The organism is Legionella sp. 39-23 (genome assembly GCF_001897665.1).
Taxonomy (GTDB): domain Bacteria; phylum Pseudomonadota; class Gammaproteobacteria; order Legionellales; family Legionellaceae; genus Legionella; species Legionella steelei.
Map to the genome: position 1 here is coordinate 159,398 of NZ_MKTO01000002.1, position 22,982 is coordinate 182,379.

The following is a 22,982-nucleotide window of genomic DNA, read 5'->3' on the forward strand; positions in this document are numbered from 1 at the left end:
CAAGTCTAGTGAAAGCTAACTGCTATGCTTACAACTGATAAAACTAACGCTCCAACGGATAACCAAATACTTGTTTTAAACCTTCTGTGATCATTTAAAAGTTCCGCTAGTATTGACACCATTAATGGAAATTGAATTACATGAATATCTGTACCCAGCTTAATCTCAAATAATGGGGTTTTATCAAAACTATGTTTTTTATTCAGATAGTGATAGATACGTCCAAATATCAATTCCTCATCCGTTCTTAAAATTTCTGCTATTTTTTTAATCTCAATTGGAAGATAAATTTTTTCCTCGCGGGTTTTATTTTCTGGAGAATAATTGAGAAAATCTTCTAAATATAAACTGTATATGGTTTCCAGAATTTTCATATCTGTGGGGATACCATTTCCACCAAATTTATTTTTTAACCAGCAATAAATCTTATTTGTCCCTTTTTTGATTTGACACATTATTATTCCTTTATCTATTTGAAAACGCTGTTAACCCATTGCACAAATTCAGTCATGTTCATTAAATCGATTCTGCGCTTCGAAACATCTAACTCTCTTAAATTAAATTTTTCACAAGATTCACGAAGCCATTCTATAGCCCCAGGTTTTGCACCACCGCCATCAAGTAAAATAATAATATGAGGCTCAATCATTTTTTCAGAGCAGTTCAAAAATAAATAAGGAAGCTTTTCGTCAACGCTCCCAGAAACCTGTTGCCATTTACATTCAATCCTAGTGTTCAAATTGTATGCTTTGGACATTAATACAAATTCTGTAGCACTAGCATGCTTATAAAGCCCTTCATAGGGAACATTTTTCAATAATAGTTCATCACCATAGCTAGATGGATTCAATTTCCAATCTTTATAACGGACAACAGTAAATCCCTTTTTGGTGAGAGCGAACTCGACTAGTCCTTCGAGAACCCCTCCACTACTATTTGCATATGAACCGCCTTGTTTCATAACACGCCCCTAATTAAATAAGGCAAGTACTTCACGTGCTCGACCTCTAGTACTTCCGTTACAACTTATACTACGTTGTACGTCAAAACTTAGGATGCTTGATCCTTGATATAAATTCTGAGTAAACGCCGTATCATGATTCGATAAAATGACTGGAATTCCCTTAGCAGCTAGTTCTTTTGCTAGCTCAACTAATCTTCTTTGGTCTTCTGATCCAAAGTCAGTAGAATGATATTTTGTAAAATTTGCCGATGCAGATAACGGTACATATGGGGGATCGCAATAGACTACATCTCCTTTTGTAGCTTCATTCATAATTAAGCTATAGTCAGCACATTTAAACTCTGCCTTCTCTGCTTTTTGAATGAAAACTAGCATTTCATTTTCTGGAAAATAAGGCTTTTTATAATCGCCAAAAGCCGTATTGAACTTGCCAGAACTGTTGTAACGCATTAGGCCATTAAAAGCATGACGATTAAGGTAAAGAAATAATGCAGCCTTCAAGTAGCTGTCTTCAGTCGAATTAAACTCTGAACGCAACGTTAGGAAAGTTGATTTTTTATTAAATTCATCACTAAAAAATTGCTTACAAAAATGAATAAAATCATGCCGTTCAGACTTTAAGTGCTCAAATAAATTAATGAGATCAGCATTGATATCAGCAAGAAGAAACTTGTCATAGTCCATATTTAAAAATACCGCTCCAGAACCTACAAACGGCTCAATCAAACGAGCCCCCTTAGGTAGTCTGGCTCGAATCTTATTTATTATCTTAAACTTACCACCAGCCCATTTTAAAAATGGCCTAATAGGAACTATTAAAGCCTGTTCATTGTTTTTTCTCATTATTTGTCCTTTTTATCTAATTTTAGTCTAGTTTAGAAAATTAGGACTCATTTGTGCTCTATAATTAAACAGTGGCGTCTTGCCTTATTATTATTTTTCCTCTGAGCAATTGCTGTGATGAAGGGCAATAATGCTCTAAGAGGGCTTGGACTAATCCAAGAAAATAATAAAGGTGTTTTATGCTGAACAAGCTAAAAACCGTTTTTGTAAGACAACATTCGAGAAAGCTATCAAGCTTCCCTGTTCATGTTCGTGCTTACTGGCGGTCACAACCAAGTAGGCGTTAAGTCTACATAAGGCGTTTTCGCCACCCCCTTTGGGGCAAAGGAGTCAATAAATATGGATATTATTGCAGCATTTCGTTGGGATAGCTCTGAAAAATCTATTAGCTTTATGGCAATTGATGAGAATTATAGTGTGCGAATTATTCCACTAAATACCAAATTAACAAAAAACAATTTAAACAAACTCTTTCAAGAAGCCGAAAATACAATTAAAAGATTTTTTAAAGAGATTGAAACTATTTATCGCGGTAATCCAGATGCTAACATACGAATAGAATATAAGATTGTGGGTCACGGTAGCCCTGCACATCAGTACCACACAAAAATACATAAACCGAGTGATAGCACAGAATTTGTAAGAAAATCATTTTTTGAAAATTTTAATGATTATAAGATGGGCTATTCCTTACATCTTGCTGAGAAGCAATACCGTACAAATCTGAAAAAACCAGCATTAACTGAATTTAAAACTGGGCTTGATAATTTAGAGCTGATTGAGAAGAAAAAAAACAATGCATATCAATATCATCTTTGGGCTTTGATACTCCATGCCACAAAATCGAATTATGCAAAGGAAATTACTAAATTAACAAAAATACTCAAGCCAGAGAAAGTGCAGCAGATAGATAAGAAGAAGCGTCATCCAGCATAGCGATAGCCAAACTTATTTCAGTTTCTAAATTATGTTTTAAATGATATGTAACAAGTGATTCATTAACAGATTCTTTCTTATGGATTTCTTCCATTCCATTGAGAATAACTGAAAGCTCTTTACGCCTAATCCAAATTAGTTCTTTATTCTTAGAACTTAATGACTCATAAAGGTTTTGCCTAGCGCCGCGAAGATATAAAAGAGCCGCACCCAGAGGATATTTCTTTGGTAATATTTTATTGCTTTGAGGGACCATATTCAATTCGCCAACCCAAAAATGTACAATATTTAATCATGATTGGTTTGAAATTGCAATATTCTAGAGTGACGTAACATAATTCTTTAATTATGTTTCGTTATCCTTTTCAATGTTTTCTTTTAACTTTTTCCGCTTTACAAAATAATCACATATCCATTCTTTAGCAAGATACGCGATAATCCAAACCATTGTATTTATAAAATTAATTTCTAGGAATTCTAGAGCAATGATATTAGAGTCTTAGCCACAAATAACAAATCCAACCACACCAGTTCAACGTCATGGTTTAGCCTTATAAACTCTGTTCTATAATTTCACAAGGACAATATTCTTTTTTAATCAGACCTAATTGCATCGTTCAATACAATTCACTGATTAATTTTGAAACTAAAATGGAGAGTTTCATGACTTCAACTCTTATTGTAGGGAATGGTTTGGGGATGGCATTAAATCCTGACCACTTCAACTTGCAAACTGGACTAACATCCGCATGGAATCATTTTAATGACGCTGAAAAACACTTAATTAGTCTAGGTACAAACAACAGGCCAGCTGGTGAAGAGAATCTTGAAGAAAATCATAAAATAATGACTGCATGCCATAAATTACTAGAATTTCAAGAATTAGAGTTGTTGAATGAGAGAGGGATAAACTATCCAGATTTATACCGAGATTTTATATTCAATACAGCCTTACACTTTTTTAATTACGAGGGTGATCTTCCTGTAGACTTTGTGGAATCGCTAATAGGCTTAATTCAGGGAGGATGTCATGTAGCTACACTTAATTATGATAAACTTTTATATTCTGCATTAGTAGAGCGGAATATTCTTAGAGGTTACGATGGAGATCTTGTAGATGGTATATATAACTCGGGATATCACTATGAAAATATGTTAAGAACTTTTCATCATTTTAATTGGTATTTACATATTCATGGCTGCCCAATTTTTTATACGAAGAACTCAGAAATATATAAATGCAAATATTATGAAGTACCAGATTCTACCCGTAATCTTGAAGAAAAATATGAGCATATAGTACTAGCAAAAACAGAGTTAAAGCCTGAAATCATTTCAAATAGTCCTATTTTAGGAAGCTATTTTAATTTCTTCAGTAAGGCATTGTTTGAAAGCACTAGGCTTTTTATTTTTGGTTACAGTGGTGAAGACAATCATATAAATAATGAAATTAAAAACTGGGCCTTAGATCGCTCAAACTCTTTTGAAGATACAGTAATTTATATCATTCAATGGAGAGGCGCGCAGCAAAATGAAATATACTGGAAACACAGAATTATTCCTAATATGCCCTGGGAAAACGAAGAACGAATAACATTACATTATATCCCTCTGGATAATATCCTGGAGTATAGATTCCCAGAGTAATATTCAAAATTTTAATTAAGGGGTCCTACAGTATCTCAATAACAATTAACTTAGTTAAAATATCAATAGGGTAAGACTCGATTGATTAACATTTATAATCAAGAAAATAAATTCACATAAACATGTTATCCAATATCTCAGGGACATAGGGGACATTTTGGGCAACCGCATCATTGCTGGTCTGGAGGCGTCCCCCGCCTCAAAATTCAAGTTGGGGCAGAAGGGACAGTTTGGGCTTGCTTAATTTAAGGGAATATTGAATATGCCCGGCTTTCAGAGGAGTTTTTCGGGATCAGGGATAGAATTGTATGTAAAGGATGGTATGGGATCGGTCTTTTTCTTTGATACGGGTTTGTTCACTTGTTTTTTATGGCATTGGTCAATGCTGTCCTTCTGGCTGTAACCAGACAATTGGCCGTTAAGGAATTTCAATACATATAAACGAAATGTGTTATAGGTGGCGGTGAAGCTTCCTTCATCATGTAAAGTTTCCCATATGGCAGTAAGCGACCACCCTTTTTCCAAAGCTTCGGAAATGTCTTCACGCATAGCTAGAAATTCCACTTTATTTTTTCTGGCTATTGTTCTTTGTTGACTCTGTTTAGAAGTCGATATGATTTCTGTTAAGGATTTTTTCATGGTTTACTCTCCATATTACTGATTAATCAATCCTTTGAGTTTATTGTTTATTTCTATTTATTTTCGACCTTTTCGGTCACTGCCAATGCCCTTTTTGGTAACTTTCGGTAATTTATTATTTATTTCTGTTTATTCATGATTATTTTCGTAACTAACCGTTCTATAACGAACAATTACGAATAATTACCTAAAGACGGTTCCAAAATAAATTTCAAAATGCAGGGCAAGATAGGTGAAGTTAGCTAACCAGCGAGCTGGTTGCCAAACTTCACGAGTCTTATTCGCACCTTCGGTGCTCAACGTAAAAATCGATGATATAGGCAGTTTTATTCACCTCCCCAAATTTTACCGGTAAAAACATACAGCCTTGGAGTACCTACCCCTTTGATTCTTGGTTTGTGTGAGGCTTTGCCATCTGAAGCGGGTTTCAGCCAACCAGCTTGTAATAAAACCCTAGTCACGGTGCGTTGATCAAAACCTCTGCACAGCTCATTTTTGTACGCCTCGGTTAACACCATGTAGATGCGAAATCCTTCGTTATCTGTATGATAAAACCCTGCCCGGTTAAGAATCTTGTCATTGTTGGGTGAGTTGGCATTATCAAATCGGCTGGCACCATGAGATTCAAAGAAAGCTCGTACTTGCGCCATAATGGCGCGATCTTCGCGCTGGCCATCAACTCCAAAAGCATCCTGCCATGCAATGAAGCAAGTCTTCACAGCATGGATAGATTCACCTTTTTGCCAACCTGTCAGACCAAATTGACTTGCCAGTTCTCCCGCAGCAGCAACTAATGCAAAGCGTCTGGCAACACGGATTATCTGACCTGTTGCATCGGGTTGAATAACTGCATCAACAAAGGTTTGAATGGTGTCGATAATCAATCGGCCGATTGTTTGTCGGTTGGTAACTATTTGATTCAACCACGCCATACCGATTGCACCATAATATTGGCTGCTATATTTCTTAAGCGATAAAGCCATACTGGCTGGGCTTAGTTGCTCATGAATCGTTTCAAAGATCCCCATTCCACAACCTGCATCTACCTCAATATCAGCAAGTCTGATTTCCTGACCTGCATTAATGCGCTGCCCTGATTTTGCCATCAGTGCGGTCAAAGATTCTTCACCAGCAGATAAGAAGAATAAAGACCATCGGGAAGATTGCTTAACAGTACCTGTGCGAGAGGCACGTGTTTTTCCCTGGCCATTAGCTAGCAAATAAGCGGCCTCCCCTGCTTCCCTGGGATCCATTTGGCTTAGTTCATCAAGAATCAGCAATCCATCATTGTGTAATGACGCCAAACCTTCAAGGCCATTGGTGGTGCTACGCCATAAACGACTATAAGATTGTGGGTTTCCCCAAACAGAAGCAGCTAGACTCAATGCAGTGCTTTTACCTGATGAGGATGCGCCCCTGAAATGAAAACCGCCTGAGTCTTCGCCAACAATCTTTGCCAGAACCGGTGCAAGAGCTACAGATACGGCAAACACCAATCTTGAGTTGCCTGATGCCAGCCGACCTATTGAGTCGCGCCATTCTTCAACGCTTCCCTTAATAGACACTGCTGGTTCAATGGCATTGGTATTCTGGAAAACAATTTTCTCTGTTGATTGCCCGATACATTGGGAAGCGGTTACAAAAACATCGCCATGCCAACCCAGTTTATCAACACATCGTGCACGTGCGTCTACCGGAAAGACTTGTAAATAGGAAGCCAACAAATCGCGAGCAGACCTATTGGGAGAAATGCTCAATCCCAATCTGGCCAGCTCTCGCCTCACATCGGAGGCATCACCTTGCAACAAAGCCAGTGGCATTGCCCACTGATGAGTTATCCCGTCGTCATCCTTCCATTCCAACAATCGACCCCATTCACCACTTTGGGCATCTCGGGTCTTTGCAACAACATACAATGGTGCGCATATCCATCGAGGTGGCAATGGATTACCATCCTTATCAATACCGATAAAGGTCAACCCCTCAGCAGTTAATCGAAAGCGACCACCTGCATAGTCGCAAAAAACTGGACGCTGCTTTGGTGTATTGGCTAATTCAATAACATGATTTTGTGACATAGATTATTCTCCAAACAACAGTCAAACCATAGCAATGAAGTAAATTCATTCTGATGATTTTTAAATTTATGCGTTCTCAACGAGCTGTAACTGACCTTCGTCACTGGTTGAGTAATAAATTTTTTGTTGTTGGAGAAAATTCAACACATCACTTTTTCGGTACAACACCTTGCGACCAATTTTTAAATAGGGAACACCACCACCCGCCCAGCGGTTACGTTCAAGTAACTGGGTGGAGCAGCTTAATACCGCAGCAATGGTTTGTTGATTAAAAAGCGCAGAATGTGGCGCAGATTCAAATTCGTTTAATAGATGTAAACGGGATGGTTTTTGTACAGACATAGGAGTCTCCGCATTGATTATTCTCTCAGCTACTGCTGAACCAGTCCAATCCTTTGGATGAATCCCAATGCCTATCCAGTTTAACCTAGACAAGTCACTGATATTCTTACTGACTATAAAAGCTTCTACTTCAAGCTTGAAAAAAGTATTGCGCATTCCTTCAAAACTTGTCAAGCAAAAAAGTTTGAATTAAAAGAGGTGTTATTAAATGATATTGATTGATATTGAAAATCACTTTAAAAATGAAGGTGTCCCATGCGTCCCATGGTTACAAAATAAGGTAGGGACCTATTTAGCCCAGTATTGACGAGGATGCCCCACTTGTCCCCTTCGTCCCAGAGAATCTTTAAATGTCTGCAAATGCGGCACTCAATTACTGAATTTAATTCCATTTGAATAAGTCTCTAATGAAAACACACCATCTTTAACAACCAAAAGTGCATGCCCATCCTGTACATCAGGTAGATTAATATTCCACATTCTCTTAAACCACGAATCATCTACGGCAAGGGGTTGTTTAATCAGTTCATACGCTAATGAGGCTTCCTCAGTGAGTTTGCCCTGTTGGCATTGCTCTTCAATAAACTCAACATCAGTCTCAAACCAATTTAAGGACTCATTCATATCTCGAATGGTGAATTGATTCCAAGTACAGGTAAATGGTGCCCCCATATGACCGCTAACCCAGAAATTTGGCAGGAAATGAGATATTAGCCGTGAAATTAAAGGCTCTTTGCCAGGACTAACATGTGATACGAATATAGAGGGCTTATCTTTATTTTTAAGTTGCTTGTATAGAACACCAAATTGATGTAATGCTGTCCAGACCTTACCCCCATTGCCAGCAATTGGCTGATCGAATAATTTTTTACCTGCAAGAAAATTACCACCTAAACCATACAGTGAAAACTCAACATTATCTTTATGACTAAAATCATAAAAATGATGTTCATCAAGTAAATTTAAGTTTTTTATTTTTAGCCCAGTAGTTAATCGTTTCAAGACTTCTACATCTTCATGATTTCCCCAAACGGCATAAACTGGAACTGAAAATTGTTTTAAACCTGCAATATAATCTGGAAAATCACCTAATAACTTTTCTTCTTTTACAATCTCAATCAATTGTTCACGTTCAGTTTGTTTATCAACGTTATATTTCCGCCAAACTGGAGAGTGGCATATCAATAATCGCAGTTCTCTGGGGCTAAGCCGGTGAATACTTTGATCATCATAAAAACCAAAGTCACCCGCATGAATAACCATATCAGCATTAGTTTGAGCCACCAATTGATTGATGATATCCAAATTTCCATGAGTATCGCTGGTTAGTAAAATTCTGTGCATCGAGACATAACCTTAATTTAAGTTTTACTCATACATGTTGTATCAATGCTTCCAATACATATGCATAAGCTTCTTGAGGATCAAACATTTTCATACCAGTAGGAAGTAAAGGACTCATATCACCACAAAATCCAGTATGTTGCATTTTTGCTTCCATATTATCGACAAATAATTTTTTGCTTATATTATGACCACCGAATTTCATATACTCTCGAAAGCAATGCAATATCTTTGAAGTATCCAGAGTCTTTAAAGTATTCAATGCGATGTATAAATCATACAAATCACGGCCTTTGCGTCTTTGATATAAGGCTCTCATTTTAGTCCCTAACAACTCTTCTATTGGAAACGTTGTAATGTCTACTCTTCCTTGTTCCCATGAAGATAAACATTCGAAAGAATGATGAGACAAGCCCATTATACTAAAATGTTCTCGACTGTTAATTTCAAGTTTAAGCCGAATAGGAAACCCATCTTCACTAGTTGTACGATATGTAAGTGTTACACCACTCTCACTAAAACTTCTTTTAGGTTCCCCAAGCCATGGATCCATTGTTTCCCTAAGTCCATCAATTGTTTTGCCAATAGGCTCAGAATTCGTTTGCACCAAATCAATATCTTCACTGTAGCGTGATGGGGGATTAAAATATAATTTGTTGAGAGCGGTTCCACCTCTAAAAGCCAAATTTTGTTGTAATTGTGGCTGGGCATAAATTTTTAATAATGCTTTTGTGATAATCAAATCCTGTTCTATTTGTCTGGGTTCTTGCCAAGGAACAAATTTTGTCCATTCTAAAATAAAGCGCTTTGGAATCATTCTTCTATCTCAAGTGAATCATTAATAATTAATTTAAACCGGATATTTCGGTTACCTTCTTTAAGAGGTGAGTCAGGACTTAGTCGAATAAACTGCACAGAACGAGTTAAGATTTCTTGCTCCACTAATGTGGCCAGATTTTCGTATCCAACCTGTTCACAAATAAACCCTAATCGCTGTAGAACACTATTATTTTTTTCCAAATGAATAACATTTTCAAATATGGATTCATCACACATTTCTGCAAGATCTTTAATAACAGCACTGACATTACTTAAATAACCACATTCTTTGTAAAACCGGACAAGATCAAGCACTGTTTGTTCTTTGCATGAAATTTGAACATATCCTGTTGGTACGGTCAGTTGTTCTTTTCTTGCAAGACTACAATCATTGAAAACATAAAATTTTATAAGACCACGCTCTAGTTCAATTGAACGACGTGTTTTATTCGTGATAATTTGAAATGTCATGGGTTGTTGATTTGTTGCCCCATACATTGAAGCAGCACTTAGAAGAGCAATATAATACTCCCTCCCAAGATGCTCCATTAGTGGGTCAATTATCCAATGAGGTGGTACCCCTCCAAGATGTTGATATTCCGGGGGGATTATCATAAAAAAATCACGTGTTAAGTGTCTAATTACTTTTTTATTGAGCAATCGATAAGCTTGAAATCTAAATTGTTCTGAATTTAAAGATAGGCTGGACAGTACCTCTTCTTTTGAGAAGAAATATTTTCCATCAGCCAATACTTGTTGTATGTAATCGCGTATATATTTCATATTCATATTGTTGCATTATTCGCAACATTTCGTAAACATAATATTTACATTTATTTCAATTACCCTTAAATTTTGAATAGCATTGTCTGTCTAGGGTATTATCTTTTTAGTTCATTGATATTCATAACTCAGCCGCCTCCATCATATGCTCAAGTATAAAATTAGCTACTTGTTGCATGGGTTTTCGTAACCGCTCCACATCTTTCATAATATACCCGGCTGTAACATCATTATTCATTTTATGATTGAGTAATCGCTTCAAGGCATAAGCAGGTAGATCAAGGGTATCAGCAATAGTGGCAAATGTTCTTCTCAGATCATGCAAAGTAAATGGAACACCGGATAATTCCACCACCCTATTCACCGCTTTTTTAGGTTCATAGATATAACCCGTTTTACTTTCAGCTGGGAATACAAATTCACTGGTTTTATTACGGCTTCTGCGTTCCATCAACTCATAAACAAAATCAGACATAGGCAAGGTGTGGATTTCGTGATTTTTGGTGTCTTGCAGGGTGATAGTTTTGGATTTGAGATCAATATCTTCCCAACGCAAGGAGGCAGCTTCCATTTTTCGCATGCCGGTGAATAAGAGTAATAAAAAATAATCATGCCACAGTAAGGCATTGCGGTAGTTGTCTGTCTCAACCAATACAATGACTGCTTTATACCAGTCAGCTAATTGATGGGGCTTGATAACTGTTTGTTTTCGATCCACTCGATACCATGCCCGGGTATGCGATAGGTATTTGACTGGATTAATGGTGATAATTGGATGGCCGTTGCCATCTTGATATTCATACATAGCATAATTAAAAATGGCTCTTAATACCCTCATTGCATTGTTGGCGCGTGCCTTACTATTTGCCTGCCCATGCTTGGTATGTCGTTTGGCAATCATCTCTCGGGAAATATTTACCAGTGGTTTATCTAGCCAGTCAGGTACCACTTCATGCAGCACACATTGATAATCGTTTAAGGTTCGTGGCTTTAAATCTTTTCTTGCTTTAAGGTAATCATTCAATACCTGCTGTAAGGTCATGGCATGAACTTTTTTGGTTTTCTTTTCTGCTATTGGATCATCACCTCTGGCCACACTACCCAACAGACTCTTGGCCTGCTTTCTGGCTTCTTCAACAGTCAAGTTGCCGTATTTGCCTAACGTCACTCTTTTAACCTTGCCGTTGATTCTGGTTTCAACGATGAAACTTTTAACACCACCAGAGGTAACTCGTAAAGCAAAGCCTTTTAACTCATGATCACGATAAAACGTTTGAGTTTTACCGGGGATATGTTCGAGTTTATCAACGATGGTTTTGGTTAATTTAATACCCTTTTCAGCTTCCGCCATAATTTACCCCTAAAACTCCATGTAGACGCCATGTAGACACTTTATTTAAAACTAAATAAATTTCAATAGGACAAATTATGGCTTATAAACGTTGATTTTAAAAGGTTTTTGAAAGAATTTAAAATTTGGTAAAAGTGGCTAAAACCCCTATTTTACAGACTCATAATCCGTTGGTCGCCCTAGGTTCAAGTCCTAGTGGGCCCACCAACAAAGTCATTTAAAATCAATAAATTGTAATTTAGACCTCTAGTTTTCCCCGATATATTGCAAAGATTTTGTGTCGAATATTCCCCACAAAAATTACACAACCAATTAATTGTAAATGAATAGAAGCAGCGGACTATTGGTCCTCAGTTTGTAAGATACGAAAATATTATGACATCCGTAAGATAAGTTGAGACCATACGGCCCCCTTATTTGGTATAACACTAGAGCATCTTTATGTCGGCTATATCAAGTTCACAGCGCTTATCAAAACTATTGGGGACAGTACTAGGGAAATAAATAATGGGAAAACAAAAAATTAGTTGATATGATTTGAAATAAAGTTAGGAATATATAGTCAAATGCAATTATTAAGGATGATTCCATTACTCCCCATTTTTACTCTTATGGGGTGCACGATGTATCATCCAAGACCATTAAACACAGAGGACTTAAATAAGGCCTTATCTACTCCGGATGAAAAACAAATTGCTCAAAAAGCAACTTTACTTAATCATCCACGTATCCCTCCCACTCGTATTGATTTTTCCAAACCTCTTACAGCAAAAGAACTAGCCGTTTTAGCTGTTCTAATAAGCCCGGATTTGAAGGCATTAAGGGCTAAAGAAGGTGTTGCTGAGGCGCAGGTATTTAATGCAGGATTACTACCCGATCCTAAATTAGCTTATACGTATTTGTGGACAGTCCCTCCTATGCCAGGAGCTGTAAATGCTTATAATTATGATTTATTTTGGGATATTGCCTCGATTGTCACAACGAGAACAGCTTTAAAAGTAGCAAAACCTAAAGCAGACCAAACACGTTACGATGTTGCCTGGCAAGAATGGATGAGCGCCAATCAGGCTGAACTACTGGCATCTCGTATTTATTTTCTACAAAAACAATTGCAAGTAGCTAGAAAAGCTACACGTACAGCAAAGCATATTTTAGATGTTACTAAGTCCGATTTATTGAAGCATGATACAACAATTGATGAATTTGGCTTACGCCAATCAGTTTACCTCGACTTTTTAGATCAAACCTCAACGCTCGAACGCACTTTAAAAAAAACAGTATTACAACTTAATCAGCTTTTTGGATTTCTACCAAACAAAAATGTAGTAGTCAATGTAAAACCTGTTCCATTTATTACATTAAATGCGGCTCAATTATTTGAAGAAGCAAGAGTATTTCGATTAGACTTACTCGCATTACAAGCAGGATACGCAAGTCAGGAAGCTACATTATACAAAGCGATTTTAGGACAGTTTCCACACTTTTCTTTAGATATTGAAAAAGGAAAAGATAATACAAACACACCTTCTTTAGGTGGAATGCTCACTTTTGATATTCCAATCATTAACCGGAATCGAGGTGAAATTGCGATTGCTAAAGCAACCCGCGAACAGCTCTACCAAGAGTATGTAGCACGTTTAAATCAAACCCGATCGGACATTGCAACTTTGATAGCTGATTTAGAAATAGTACATAGAGAAGAAGAAATTATACGAAAACAGCTCCCAGAAATGGAAAAGGCGGAACGGCTCATGCGTGAAGGACTAAATAAAGGAAATATCACTTTAATCACCTACGAAAGTGTACTAACCAGTTTGCTGACCAATCAATTACGGTTGTTGACATTACAACAAACAATCACAGAGCAAATGATTGGTCTACAAATTGCTGTAGGTAAATATCGATAAGGAAAGTCTCTAAATGTCTAATAAAAATAAGTTGGGTCTTATTATCATTCTCATGACGCTAATTATCGTGATTTTTTTGAGTTTATTTCAACATCATTCAAAAACAATTAACAAAACTTCTTCTGTATTAGTACAAGTCGCCACAGTCAAACAAATACCAATTGCTCAAACACAAACAACCTATGGCATTGTTAATGCTGCACCAGAACATATCAAACAAATTACGATACAAAATGAAGCCTTAGTTCAACAAATTTTTGTCACTCAAGGACAACATGTGAATAAAGGAGAGCCATTAATTAAATTATCTACTACTGCAAAATCAAATTTAAATCTGGAAAATGCAAAAATTGCAGTTGATTTTGCACAGAAAGAACTTGATCGTGTTGAAAAGTTACGTTCGCAATTTTTAGCAACCAATGCGAATGTCCAAACAGCAAAACAAAACTTAGCCAAGTCAGAAGCAGTACTTAATAACCTTGAACAACAGCAGCAAAATGAAACAGGAAGTGTATTTCGATCCGATTGCAACTGTAATGTTGTTGCCATTAATATTCAACCTGGACAGATTGTCCCTCCAGGGACTACTTTGTTAACTTACACGGATACAACCCAAGCACAAATTCGTCTTGGGATTGAGTACGATGACTTATCTAAAGTTCATATTGGGCAAAAAGTGATTATTACGCCTATTTATAACAATGCATTATCTTATTCAGGAAATATATCAAATATTACCGATCAGATTGATCCAAAAACTGGATTAATTGATGTTATTGTGCCTTTAGGCAATGCCTCAGGGTTAATTCCTGGGAGCATGGTAGAAGGAAAAATTTTGTTAACAGAACCCCAAAAAATGCTTGCCGTACCTCGAGGTGCTGTTCTTTATGAGAATGGAAGAGCTTATGTTTTTATCAATATTAATAATATTGCTGTTAAACGTTGGGTAATTGTTGGCGGGGGTAATGAACAATTCATTGCGATTAAAGAAGGGCTTAAATTAAATGAGTCTGTTGTGATTCTTGGAAATTATGAGCTACGCGATGGGATACACTTACGTGTGGAGTCAAAACCATGATCGGCGGGTGGCTACAGAAACATCGGATGTCTGTATTATTTTTATTAATTTTATTGACATTGGGCGGATTGTTAACTGCATTTAAATTACCAGTGATGTTGTTTCCCAATATCCAATTTCCTAGAATTTTGGTTATGGTTGATTCAGGCGATCGTCCTGCTGATCGAATGGTTGTTGAAGTCACCGAACCATTGGAGCAAGCATTGCGTGCTCTTCCTGAAGTAATCAGTATACGCTCAACAAGCAGTAGAGGAGCTGAGGAGCTATCCGTCAACTTTAATTGGAATAGCGATATGGTCATTGCCTTATTGCAAGTTGAATCAGCAGTTAACCAAGTATTGTCTAAACTTCCTTCCGGAACAACATTCTCTGCTGAGAGAATGGATCCCATTATCTACCCCATACTTAGCTTATCCTTAACATCGAATCAAAGTGATCTCGTTTCATTACATGATTTTGCTTATTTTCAATTGCGCCCAATGTTATCTGTTATCCCAGGAGTCGCTAAAGTAAAAGTTGTTGGAGGTCAAGAAGCGGAATATCAAGTACTTGTTGATCCCATGAAGCTACAAGCCGCAAATATTACGCTTAACGAGGTAATCAACGCTCTGACAGCAAATAATATAGTAACCGCTGTAGGTCGTTTAGAAGAACACTATAGGCTTTATTTAATCCTATCAGATACTCGATTACGCAATGTTGAGGATCTAAACCATACTATTTTACGAAGCAGTACCAGTGGAATTATTGATTTGGATGATGTTGCAACAGTAACGAAAAGTACTGTTCCTAAATGGACTCGGGTCACGGCAAATGGCAAGGATGCAGTTTTGCTCAATATCTTGCAACAACCCGGTGCAAGTACTGTTTCAATTGCAAAAAAAATAAAACAACAACTCAAAAGTTTCCATGACCAAATCCCTGCCGATATTCAGGTTAAAACCTGGTACGACCAATCGCAATTAATCACAGGAGCAGCAGATAGTGTACGTGACGCAATTCTTATTGGTATCGTGCTTGCAGTGATTATTTTATTCTTATTTTTACGCAACATTCGAATGACCTTAATTGTTGCTATCGTTCTTCCATGTGTACTCATAACCTCTATTTTACTGCTCTATGTCCTAAATATGAGTTTTAATATCATGACATTAGGCGGTATGGCTGCTGCTGTTGGCCTTGTAATCGATGATGGTGTCGTGATGCTAGAGTACATCATGCGACGTTTAAGTGAAGGCCACAAGGGAGAACCAACTCATGGCCCTGTTTTAAGTGCCGCAATGCAAATGTTGCACCCTTTAGCGGGATCTTCGTTAGCAACAATTATTATCTTTCTACCACTTGCATTTATTGGAGGGATTACTGGCGGATTTTTCAAAGCGTTAGCCATCACTATGGCAACCGCATTGATTATTTCATTTTTTTTCGCTTTTTTAGTCGTGCCATTACTTGGAGAAATGCTGCTGAAACAAGTAGATGCTAAAAAACTTGAGCGAGCTGGCCCAAAATTAAAAAAAACATTTAAAATGTATCACTCCCTCATGCGCCTATTTCTAAAAAAATCAATTTGGCCCATCCTTAGTATTTTGCTCATCCTATTCATCGGTTATTTTTCTTATACACAAGTGGGTTCAGGTTTTATGCCTAAGATGGATGAGGGAGGATTTACTCTAGATTACATCACCCAACCAGGTACGTCCCTGACCGAGACCGATAGATTATTAAAACAAGTGGAACAAATTATTAAAAAAATTCCTGAAGTGCGTAACTACTCGCGCCGAACTGGATTACAACTCGGAGGTGGTTTGACTGAACCAAATACTGGTGATTTTTTTATCCGTCTTACCCCACCTCCTCGTCGTGATATTGATGCGATTATGACTGAAGTACGACAACAAATTAATTTACTTGTTCCTGGTATAAAAGTTGAAACAGCACAACTTATGGAAGATATGATTGGTGATTTAACAGCAGTCCCACAACCCATTGAAATAAAAATTTTTGGTGATAATGAACACATTTTGCAAAGTACTGCAAAAAAAATCGCCAAATTAATTGCTAATGTAGATGGAGTAGTAGAAATAAAAAATGGAATTGTCATCTCTGGAGATGCAATCATCATCAAAATTAATCGTATAAAAGCCGCATTGAAAAATTTAGATCCAGAGTCAATCACCAAACAAATTCAAACTCAGTTAATGGGTACTGTTGTCAGCCAAATTCAACAAGGTGAAAAAGTCATTGGTATCCGAGTATGGACGCCTCCTGCACTACGGGATCGAATAGAAAAGCTAAAACTCTTACCCTTGCGCACTGCAACAGGACATTATGTGTCATTACAAAATGTTGCGGACATAACTATAGAAAAAGGACAGGCTGAAATTACTCGAGAAAACTTAAAGTCTATGATTGCTGTAACTGCCCGCATAGAAAACAGAGATATGGGTACCACCCTTGCAGAAATAAAAAACAAAATGAATCACTTCACTCTTCCACCTCATGTATACATACAATATGGTGGTCTTTATGAAGAACAACAACATTCTTTTTATCAACTAATCATTGTTTTCATTAGCGCCATATTATTGGTTGCCGGTTTACTACTTTATCTATACGAGAACGTGCTCATCGTATTAAGCATCTTATTTACAACTCTATTATCTATATCGGGAATTTTTTTGGGACTTTGGATAACCAATACTGAATTAAATATTTCCTCCATGATGGGGATGACCATGATTATTGGTATTGTTACAGAAATTGCGATTTTTTATTTTGCAGAACTACGCACTCATCATCGACATAATCGTAATACAATAATCACTTCTGGAATAATGCGCATGCGCCCAATTTTAATGACCTCAATTATAGCTATTCTTTCATTGTTACCACTCGCATTAAGCATTGGAACAGGCTCTGGAATGCAACAACCTCTTGCCATTGCGATTATTTCTGGATTAATTTTAGCTGTGCCATTAGTTTTAATTTTGATGCCCGCGATATATCTCATGCTGAATCAATTAAAATATTCTACCCCTCGCAAGAAATAGATTCCACTGATTAACATTTGAGCAATGCAAATGTTTTTTCTATAAAGCTCAATATATAATTGAATATTGCACTGTGGGGATTTTGTGTATCTGAGTACGACACTGTTATACATCGTAGGACATTTGTAGTGGATTCCCGCGATAAAAATTATATTAAAATCAATTGTTTATTTTTGAATTAGGTGACTCATAATCCGTTGGTCGTCCTAGGTTCAAGTCCTAGTGTGCCCACCAATAAAATCAAGTAGTTACGGTAGTTCAAAAAATTTAAGACCTCTGAGGGGCACTGATGGGGCACTTAGAAATAACAAATCACCAAAAGTAGCAACAAAGATGTCAAAGAAACCTCCTGAAATCCTCTATAAATATCGCAACTTTGATGCCCGAGCTATCTCAATGCTTGCTAATAATCAAATTTACTTTGCAAGCCCTCTTGATTTTAATGATCCTTTTGACTGTGTTGCTCATGAACACATGTCTATTCAGACTAAATTATGATTTAGATCTTCGGGGGAAAAATTTAGCCAATTATAGGCAAGCTCTTTCCCAAGAAAAGGCCAGTTCGATTATGGATTTTGGTGATCTATTTCATGCCTAATTTTGCACCATTATTAAAAATTTGTTAGTATGCTTCTTTTGTTGGAGAAAGGAGAGTATTTAATTTATTGCTTATGAAAAACTCCAAACTGCAAATTTGTAATGCGATCATTCATCCTGGTGAACAGGTAAATCTAGCTTTGCCTCTACCTGATTTATATTCCTGCGCTTCATTATACATGCCTATAAAGGTAGTTCACAGTAAAGAGCCTGGGCCGTGCCTGCTAATTTTTTCCGCTGTTAAAGGAGATGAGTTGAACGGCTTGGAAATTATAAATCGTCTCATTGAGTCTATTAAGCCTTCTCAAATAAAAGGCACGCTAATTACAGTACCTGTTCTAAATATTTTAGGTTTAATTGATCCATCCAGAGCCCATAATCATACGAGCTTGGAGGGATGCTTCCCCGGCATAGAGAACGGCTCATACAGTGAACGATTAGCGTATATCTTTACGCGAGAAATATTAAGTAAAGCAAATGTCTGCGTTGAATTGCGAACTGGTTCGCTAAACCATGAGCTCTTACCGCAAATTTATTGTGATCTTAATAATGCTGAAGCGAAACATTTAGCTCAAAGTTTTAAAGCTCCTGTGATTACTAATGTGAGTGCAGAAGCAAACTCATTAAGAAGAACAATTGAACAATTAGCTATTCCAGCACTTATCTATCAGGCAGGCGAGGCAATGCGTTTCAACGAACCGGCAATTAAGCTAGGAGTCTCCGGGATTCATCATATTATGAATGCTATGAATATGCTTCGTTATTCTGAGCATAGTGAGAAAAGCGCATTTAAATCAATTTTTTCTCAGGATCAAGACTGGATCCGAGCACATCGTAGTGGAGTTTTGCTAAGCATGGTGGAGCTTGGACAAAAAATCAGCAAGGGACAGCGTATTGGCCTCATCAATGACCCATTTAGTGCGGATACGGCTGAAGTTGTACAAGCAGATCAAGAGGGAATAGTTGTAGGTATAAATTGCAACCCTTTAATTCATGAAGGGCAAACTATTTTTAAAGTAGCTACTTTTATTGATAATAACCGGGCTAAGTCAGTTTTGGAGGCCTGGGACAATGAGAGCAAACAATAGTGGAGATAGAAAACAAAATTAATGCAACAGGAATCCTTGTCTGGTTCAGTTGTGCGCTTTTTTTTATGTATGAGTTTATATTACGTACGGTCGTAGGCACTTTTCAAACGCAGTTAACGAATGATTTAAGCTTAACACCATTTTCTTTTTCTTTATTAAGTACCACTGGGTATTCGCTTATTTATGGATTAATGCAAATTCCAGTCGGAATTATTACTATTCGCATTGGTTTGAAAAAATCATTATTTATGGCTGCTCTCCTTTGTTCTATTTCTACTGCAGGATTTGCGATATCTTATCAACTTGCTACGGCTATGATATGTCGAATAGCCATGGGCTTTGGCTCCTCCTTCGGTTTTGTTTGTTTGCTCATCGCAGTTTATGATTGGATGCCCAGGAGAAGCGTCGCCTTTTATATCGGAATTTCTCAATTCATAGGAACCATGGGGCCAATGATGGCAGCTGGTCCATTACACTCTTTATCCCAAACTTCAGCTATGGGCTGGCGAAGTTTTTTTTTCTGTATGGCAGCCGTAGGCCTTATGATTGCATTGCTCGTTTTCCTGTTCGTAAAGGAAAATCGCACTAATAGTAGAAAATTTATTATTCTTGCAAAACCGACAGCAGTTACTAAAAGCTTGATAAAAATAATGAGTCAAATACAAATCTGGTACATTGCACTATTTTCGGCTTGTATTTATTTTTCTATTGATTATTTATCAGAAAATGTAGGCGTTGAGTTTCTAGTAAAAAAAGGGCTCTCCTCCACATTTTCTTCCTATATGATAACTTTGGCATGGCTTGGATATGCATTGGGATGTCCTTTATTAGGCTTTATATCTGATAAAATACATCGTAGAAAGCCTTTAATGCTCGTCAGTTCTTTCATTGCCTTATTTTGTCTGTCGGGTATTATCTTTTTTCCACTTGGAAAAACTGCAACAGTATTATGCTTTCTACTACTCGGTCTAAGTGCTAGTGGTCAAAGTATAGGATTTGCTATCATTGCAGAACAATGCAAAAAGGAGTACTTAGGCGGTGGGTTAGGATTTAACAATGCAATGATAGCACTCCTATCAGCAAGCGGAGCACCATTGATTGGCAGTCTTCTATCTTGCTCAGCAGGCATGAAAAATTATAAAGAAGCACTTTTCATTTTGATTGTTTTTACAACTATTGCAACACTATTATCCATCTTTGCAATAAAAGAAACCTATTGTAAATCAATGAGAGATAACTTACTTCTTTCTTTAGAACCCGCGACATAAAATAAAAAACAACTAGATCTGTAGAACCCAATATTAAAGGCGATTTAAATGCATGATTTGATTTTGACTAATATGTGGATTGTTTATATTTGTATGGTCATTGGAATTACAACTCTTTTACAAATACTTGGCAAACGAGTAGTGCATCACTTAACAATTAGAGCAGAAAGGTTAAATATTATTTTTGGAGAAGCTCTATTAAAGGCAATAAGCATACCTATGGTATTTTTATTTTGGCTACTTGCCTTATCTTTTTGCTGTTCGATTATTTTAACTCATAAAAAATATTATTTTCTTGCGGTAAATCATCTGCAAATAAGAACCGTATTGATTATCATTATTTTATGCTGGGCACTAGTTCGCTTTATTCGACGGTTGGAAGCACTCTATATCCAAGCACGCATTAAGAACAATAAAGTTATAGACAAAACATTAATACATGCGTTAAGTCAGTTATCAATATTCATTACATGTATTTTAGGACTGCTAATAGTTTTGCAAATAATGAATATTCCTATTGCTGGATTGCTGGCTTTTGGAGGGATTGGTGGCGCTAGTATAGCTTTTGCCTCCAAAGAGCTTCTTGCCAATTTTTTTGGTGGGTTAATCATCTATATGGATAAACCCTTTAAAGTAGGAGACTGGATTCGCTCGCCTGATAAAAATATTGAAGGAATCGTTGAGTACATAGGATGGCGCATGACTAGAATCAGAACATTTGATAAGCGCCCCTTATATGTACCTAACAGCGTTTTTCTTACAATCAGTGTTGAAAATCCATCTCGTATGCAGCATCGAAGAGTTAAGGCAAATATCGGTATTCGTTACCAAGATTCTGATAAAATTAACGCCATTTCTAAACAAATCAGAGAGATGCTTTTACAGCATAAGGAAATTGATAGCTCCCAATCATTGACTGTAAGTTTAATTGAGTTTGCCCCATCTGCGCTGAATATTATGGTTTCTGCCTATTCAAAAATGACCAAATGGGATCAATTTCAAATCATACAGCATGAAATTTTGATGAATATTCTGAATATCATTACTGAAAATGGTGCACAATGCGCTTTTCCGACTCAAACAGTATATACCCATGTTACTTGAACAAATTATAGTGTGTTTACAAAGATTAAAAGAAAGGTAACTTCGCTAACTTACGAGAACTCAAACTATAATTCAGATTAGCTTCACATATATCAGGTCTTGATACAAGCGAGATTGCAAGCGATTTGATTTCACGAAGATTTTGTGGGATTTATTACCCAAATATGGATAAAGGTAACAAGCAGTCTACATCATGCTGATGTTTGGCGTTTTTTCTACTATTTTCCTAGTAGTTTGATAACCGTTTTCTATTTGTAGTTCAATAGTCTCTCTTGAGAAATTTGCAAGCTCGGTTGCGTAACCTTTATTCCAGTATTTAGTATGAAGTATATAGGCCAACTCAATATCAGGCTGATTAACGTTGAACCCTAGATGAAACAATCCTGCCTGACCAATAAAATCATTTGTTTCCTTTTCAAATACAGAATAAAAACCTAAACCATATTCATCAGAATAAAGTTTTGCGTTCTCGATAAACTCTTTAACTTGGTTTTCTGTTTGTATGTCACCAGTACCGATATACTGCATCACTTGAGGATCAGTGCGTAACTGCAATAGGCCATCGAAATCAGATAATATTGGTTGTTTTAAAATTAATCTTTTCGTTTCCAAAATAATATTCACAGCGTTCACAAGGTGATACGTTATTTTTAAAAAATGATTCAGACACTGATCGTGGATTTGGTATAAACCCGAATTAACATTATTCCATGTTCTACATTTTATCGTGAGCCAATATTTAAAGTGATATTTGTTTACTTTGTTAAAGAAAATGGCATCAGGATAAAATTTCTGATCACAGCAATAACCTCAGCTAATGGCTTTTGCTCTAGTTCATTTTTTCTCAAAAAGGCTTTCTACATGGATTCTCTGCTTGGGTCAAATTCGTTTAATAGATGTAAGCGGGATGGCTTTTGAGCAGACATAGGGAACTCTGCAAGTGATTATTCATTCAGCATAATGCCGACCTGCACCATCCCTGGAGATGAATTCAAATGCTTATCCGACTAACCTTGGACAAGTAATTGATATTCACTAGCCTTTTGGCTATGAAAGCTTCAACTTCAAGCTCGGAAAAAGTATTGCGTATTCCTTCAAAGCTTATCAAGCACAAAAGATCGATTTCAAAGATATGCTATCGAAT

The 22,982-nt window shown here is 36.8% G+C and carries 21 protein-coding genes; 9 read left to right on the plus strand and 12 right to left on the minus strand.

Annotated elements, in window-relative coordinates; genetic code table 11:
* Positions 1-5 precede the first annotated feature (5 nt).
* From BGO44_RS00880 to BGO44_RS00890, 3 genes are read right to left on the minus strand one after another with little or no spacing between them, the layout of a single operon-like run.
* Positions 6-455 carry a hypothetical protein gene (locus BGO44_RS00880; protein ID WP_061513807.1) on the minus strand — a complete coding sequence of 150 codons (450 nt, stop codon included), beginning with the start codon at positions 453-455 and terminating at the stop codon, positions 6-8.
* A gap of 14 nt (positions 456-469) precedes the next feature.
* Positions 470-961 (minus strand): PD-(D/E)XK nuclease superfamily protein, encoded by a 492-nt coding sequence (locus tag BGO44_RS00885; protein ID WP_027222460.1) that lies wholly within the window; start codon positions 959-961, stop codon positions 470-472.
* Between the two features lie 9 nt (positions 962-970).
* Positions 971-1,807 carry a Dam family site-specific DNA-(adenine-N6)-methyltransferase gene (locus tag BGO44_RS00890; RefSeq protein WP_273197688.1) on the minus strand — a complete coding sequence of 279 codons (837 nt, stop codon included), beginning with the start codon at positions 1,805-1,807 and terminating at the stop codon, positions 971-973.
* Between the two features lie 339 nt (positions 1,808-2,146).
* On the opposite strand from BGO44_RS00890, the gene BGO44_RS00895 reads away from it, so the two are divergent.
* The gene (locus tag BGO44_RS00895) at positions 2,147-2,743 is read left to right on the plus strand and encodes a hypothetical protein (RefSeq protein ID WP_273197691.1); all 597 of its coding nucleotides are present in this window, start codon (positions 2,147-2,149) and stop codon (positions 2,741-2,743) included.
* Here the strand turns inward: BGO44_RS00895 and BGO44_RS00900 are convergent.
* The gene (locus tag BGO44_RS00900; protein ID WP_273197693.1) at positions 2,691-2,999 is read right to left on the minus strand and encodes a hypothetical protein; all 309 of its coding nucleotides are present in this window, start codon (positions 2,997-2,999) and stop codon (positions 2,691-2,693) included. The genes BGO44_RS00895 and BGO44_RS00900 overlap by 53 nt on opposite strands.
* A 407-nt stretch (positions 3,000-3,406) precedes the next feature.
* Between BGO44_RS00900 and BGO44_RS00905 the strand changes: the two genes are divergently transcribed.
* Positions 3,407-4,390, plus strand: a complete 984-nt coding sequence (locus BGO44_RS00905) for an SIR2 family protein (protein ID WP_273197695.1) — start codon at positions 3,407-3,409, stop codon at positions 4,388-4,390.
* A 273-nt stretch (positions 4,391-4,663) separates the two neighbouring features.
* Here the strand turns inward: BGO44_RS00905 and BGO44_RS00910 are convergent, their stop codons facing one another.
* The 7 genes from BGO44_RS00910 to BGO44_RS00940 form a co-directional block, all read right to left on the minus strand.
* Positions 4,664-5,029: a TraK family protein gene (locus BGO44_RS00910; protein WP_273197698.1), complete on the minus strand. Its 366-nt coding sequence runs from the start codon at positions 5,027-5,029 to the stop codon at positions 4,664-4,666.
* Positions 5,030-5,355: 326 nt separating this feature from the next.
* Positions 5,356-7,107: a DUF927 domain-containing protein gene (locus BGO44_RS00915; RefSeq protein WP_273197700.1), complete on the minus strand. Its 1,752-nt coding sequence runs from the start codon at positions 7,105-7,107 to the stop codon at positions 5,356-5,358.
* 66 nt (positions 7,108-7,173) lie between these two features.
* Complete coding sequence (locus BGO44_RS00920) at positions 7,174-7,449, minus strand: helix-turn-helix domain-containing protein (protein WP_041932080.1); 276 nt, start codon at positions 7,447-7,449, stop codon at positions 7,174-7,176.
* Between the two features lie 369 nt (positions 7,450-7,818).
* Complete coding sequence (locus tag BGO44_RS00925; protein WP_273197702.1) at positions 7,819-8,793, minus strand: metallophosphoesterase family protein; 975 nt, start codon at positions 8,791-8,793, stop codon at positions 7,819-7,821.
* Positions 8,794-8,821: 28 nt separating this feature from the next.
* Entirely contained in the window at positions 8,822-9,610 is a 789-nt protein-coding gene (locus BGO44_RS00930; RefSeq protein ID WP_013101773.1) for a nucleotidyl transferase AbiEii/AbiGii toxin family protein, read from the minus strand.
* Positions 9,607-10,401, minus strand: coding sequence for a type IV toxin-antitoxin system AbiEi family antitoxin domain-containing protein (locus BGO44_RS00935; protein ID WP_273197709.1), 795 nt, complete (start codon positions 10,399-10,401; stop codon positions 9,607-9,609). The genes BGO44_RS00930 and BGO44_RS00935 overlap by 4 nt, the downstream gene beginning before the upstream one ends.
* Positions 10,402-10,516: 115 nt before the next feature.
* Positions 10,517-11,746: a tyrosine-type recombinase/integrase gene (locus tag BGO44_RS00940; protein ID WP_273197712.1), complete on the minus strand. Its 1,230-nt coding sequence runs from the start codon at positions 11,744-11,746 to the stop codon at positions 10,517-10,519.
* A 623-nt stretch (positions 11,747-12,369) separates the two neighbouring features.
* Between BGO44_RS00940 and BGO44_RS00945 the strand changes: the two genes are divergently transcribed.
* The 7 genes from BGO44_RS00945 to BGO44_RS00975 all read left to right on the plus strand — a co-directional run bounded on the left by BGO44_RS00945 (position 12,370) and on the right by BGO44_RS00975 (position 21,838).
* Positions 12,370-13,653 (plus strand): TolC family protein, encoded by a 1,284-nt coding sequence (locus BGO44_RS00945; protein ID WP_273197714.1) that lies wholly within the window; start codon positions 12,370-12,372, stop codon positions 13,651-13,653.
* 13 nt (positions 13,654-13,666) lie between these two features.
* Positions 13,667-14,731 carry an efflux RND transporter periplasmic adaptor subunit gene (locus tag BGO44_RS00950; RefSeq protein ID WP_273197716.1) on the plus strand — a complete coding sequence of 355 codons (1,065 nt, stop codon included), beginning with the start codon at positions 13,667-13,669 and terminating at the stop codon, positions 14,729-14,731.
* The gene (locus tag BGO44_RS00955; protein WP_273197719.1) at positions 14,728-17,781 is read left to right on the plus strand and encodes an efflux RND transporter permease subunit; all 3,054 of its coding nucleotides are present in this window, start codon (positions 14,728-14,730) and stop codon (positions 17,779-17,781) included. The genes BGO44_RS00950 and BGO44_RS00955 overlap by 4 nt, the downstream gene beginning before the upstream one ends.
* A gap of 333 nt (positions 17,782-18,114) precedes the next feature.
* Complete coding sequence (locus tag BGO44_RS00960) at positions 18,115-18,279, plus strand: hypothetical protein (RefSeq protein ID WP_273197721.1); 165 nt, start codon at positions 18,115-18,117, stop codon at positions 18,277-18,279.
* Between the two features lie 278 nt (positions 18,280-18,557).
* On the plus strand, positions 18,558-19,466 hold the full coding sequence (locus tag BGO44_RS00965; RefSeq protein WP_286822646.1) for a succinylglutamate desuccinylase/aspartoacylase family protein: 909 nt from the start codon (positions 18,558-18,560) through the stop codon (positions 19,464-19,466).
* On the plus strand, positions 19,466-20,734 hold the full coding sequence (locus tag BGO44_RS00970; protein ID WP_273197724.1) for an MFS transporter: 1,269 nt from the start codon (positions 19,466-19,468) through the stop codon (positions 20,732-20,734). Before BGO44_RS00965 ends, BGO44_RS00970 begins: the two co-directional genes overlap by 1 nt.
* Positions 20,735-20,782: 48 nt before the next feature.
* Positions 20,783-21,838, plus strand: a complete 1,056-nt coding sequence (locus tag BGO44_RS00975) for a mechanosensitive ion channel family protein (RefSeq protein WP_058511759.1) — start codon at positions 20,783-20,785, stop codon at positions 21,836-21,838.
* Positions 21,839-22,024: 186 nt separating this feature from the next.
* On the opposite strand, the gene BGO44_RS00980 is transcribed toward BGO44_RS00975, so the two are convergent.
* Entirely contained in the window at positions 22,025-22,462 is a 438-nt protein-coding gene (locus BGO44_RS00980; protein WP_273197726.1) for a GNAT family N-acetyltransferase, read from the minus strand.
* Between the last annotated feature and the right edge of the window lie 520 nt (positions 22,463-22,982).

What these genes read in the sequence shown, in the direction of transcription:
- BGO44_RS00880 (WP_061513807.1), bottom strand. Translation starts at nt 455, where the DNA reads ATGTGTCAAATCAAAAAAGGGACAAATAAGATTTATTGCTGGTTAAAA.
- BGO44_RS00885 (WP_027222460.1), bottom strand. Translation starts at nt 961, where the DNA reads ATGAAACAAGGCGGTTCATATGCAAATAGTAGTGGAGGGGTTCTCGAA.
- BGO44_RS00890 (WP_273197688.1), bottom strand. Translation starts at nt 1,807, where the DNA reads ATGAGAAAAAACAATGAACAGGCTTTAATAGTTCCTATTAGGCCATTT.
- BGO44_RS00895 (WP_273197691.1), top strand. Translation starts at nt 2,147, where the DNA reads ATGGATATTATTGCAGCATTTCGTTGGGATAGCTCTGAAAAATCTATT.
- BGO44_RS00900 (WP_273197693.1), bottom strand. Translation starts at nt 2,999, where the DNA reads ATGGTCCCTCAAAGCAATAAAATATTACCAAAGAAATATCCTCTGGGT.
- BGO44_RS00905 (WP_273197695.1), top strand. Translation starts at nt 3,407, where the DNA reads ATGACTTCAACTCTTATTGTAGGGAATGGTTTGGGGATGGCATTAAAT.
- BGO44_RS00910 (WP_273197698.1), bottom strand. Translation starts at nt 5,029, where the DNA reads ATGAAAAAATCCTTAACAGAAATCATATCGACTTCTAAACAGAGTCAA.
- BGO44_RS00915 (WP_273197700.1), bottom strand. Translation starts at nt 7,107, where the DNA reads ATGTCACAAAATCATGTTATTGAATTAGCCAATACACCAAAGCAGCGT.
- BGO44_RS00920 (WP_041932080.1), bottom strand. Translation starts at nt 7,449, where the DNA reads ATGTCTGTACAAAAACCATCCCGTTTACATCTATTAAACGAATTTGAA.
- BGO44_RS00925 (WP_273197702.1), bottom strand. Translation starts at nt 8,793, where the DNA reads ATGCACAGAATTTTACTAACCAGCGATACTCATGGAAATTTGGATATC.
- BGO44_RS00930 (WP_013101773.1), bottom strand. Translation starts at nt 9,610, where the DNA reads ATGATTCCAAAGCGCTTTATTTTAGAATGGACAAAATTTGTTCCTTGG.
- BGO44_RS00935 (WP_273197709.1), bottom strand. Translation starts at nt 10,401, where the DNA reads ATGAATATGAAATATATACGCGATTACATACAACAAGTATTGGCTGAT.
- BGO44_RS00940 (WP_273197712.1), bottom strand. Translation starts at nt 11,746, where the DNA reads ATGGCGGAAGCTGAAAAGGGTATTAAATTAACCAAAACCATCGTTGAT.
- BGO44_RS00945 (WP_273197714.1), top strand. Translation starts at nt 12,370, where the DNA reads ATGTATCATCCAAGACCATTAAACACAGAGGACTTAAATAAGGCCTTA.
- BGO44_RS00950 (WP_273197716.1), top strand. Translation starts at nt 13,667, where the DNA reads ATGTCTAATAAAAATAAGTTGGGTCTTATTATCATTCTCATGACGCTA.
- BGO44_RS00955 (WP_273197719.1), top strand. Translation starts at nt 14,728, where the DNA reads ATGATCGGCGGGTGGCTACAGAAACATCGGATGTCTGTATTATTTTTA.
- BGO44_RS00960 (WP_273197721.1), top strand. Translation starts at nt 18,115, where the DNA reads ATGTCAAAGAAACCTCCTGAAATCCTCTATAAATATCGCAACTTTGAT.
- BGO44_RS00965 (WP_286822646.1), top strand. Translation starts at nt 18,558, where the DNA reads ATGCCTATAAAGGTAGTTCACAGTAAAGAGCCTGGGCCGTGCCTGCTA.
- BGO44_RS00975 (WP_058511759.1), top strand. Translation starts at nt 20,783, where the DNA reads ATGCATGATTTGATTTTGACTAATATGTGGATTGTTTATATTTGTATG.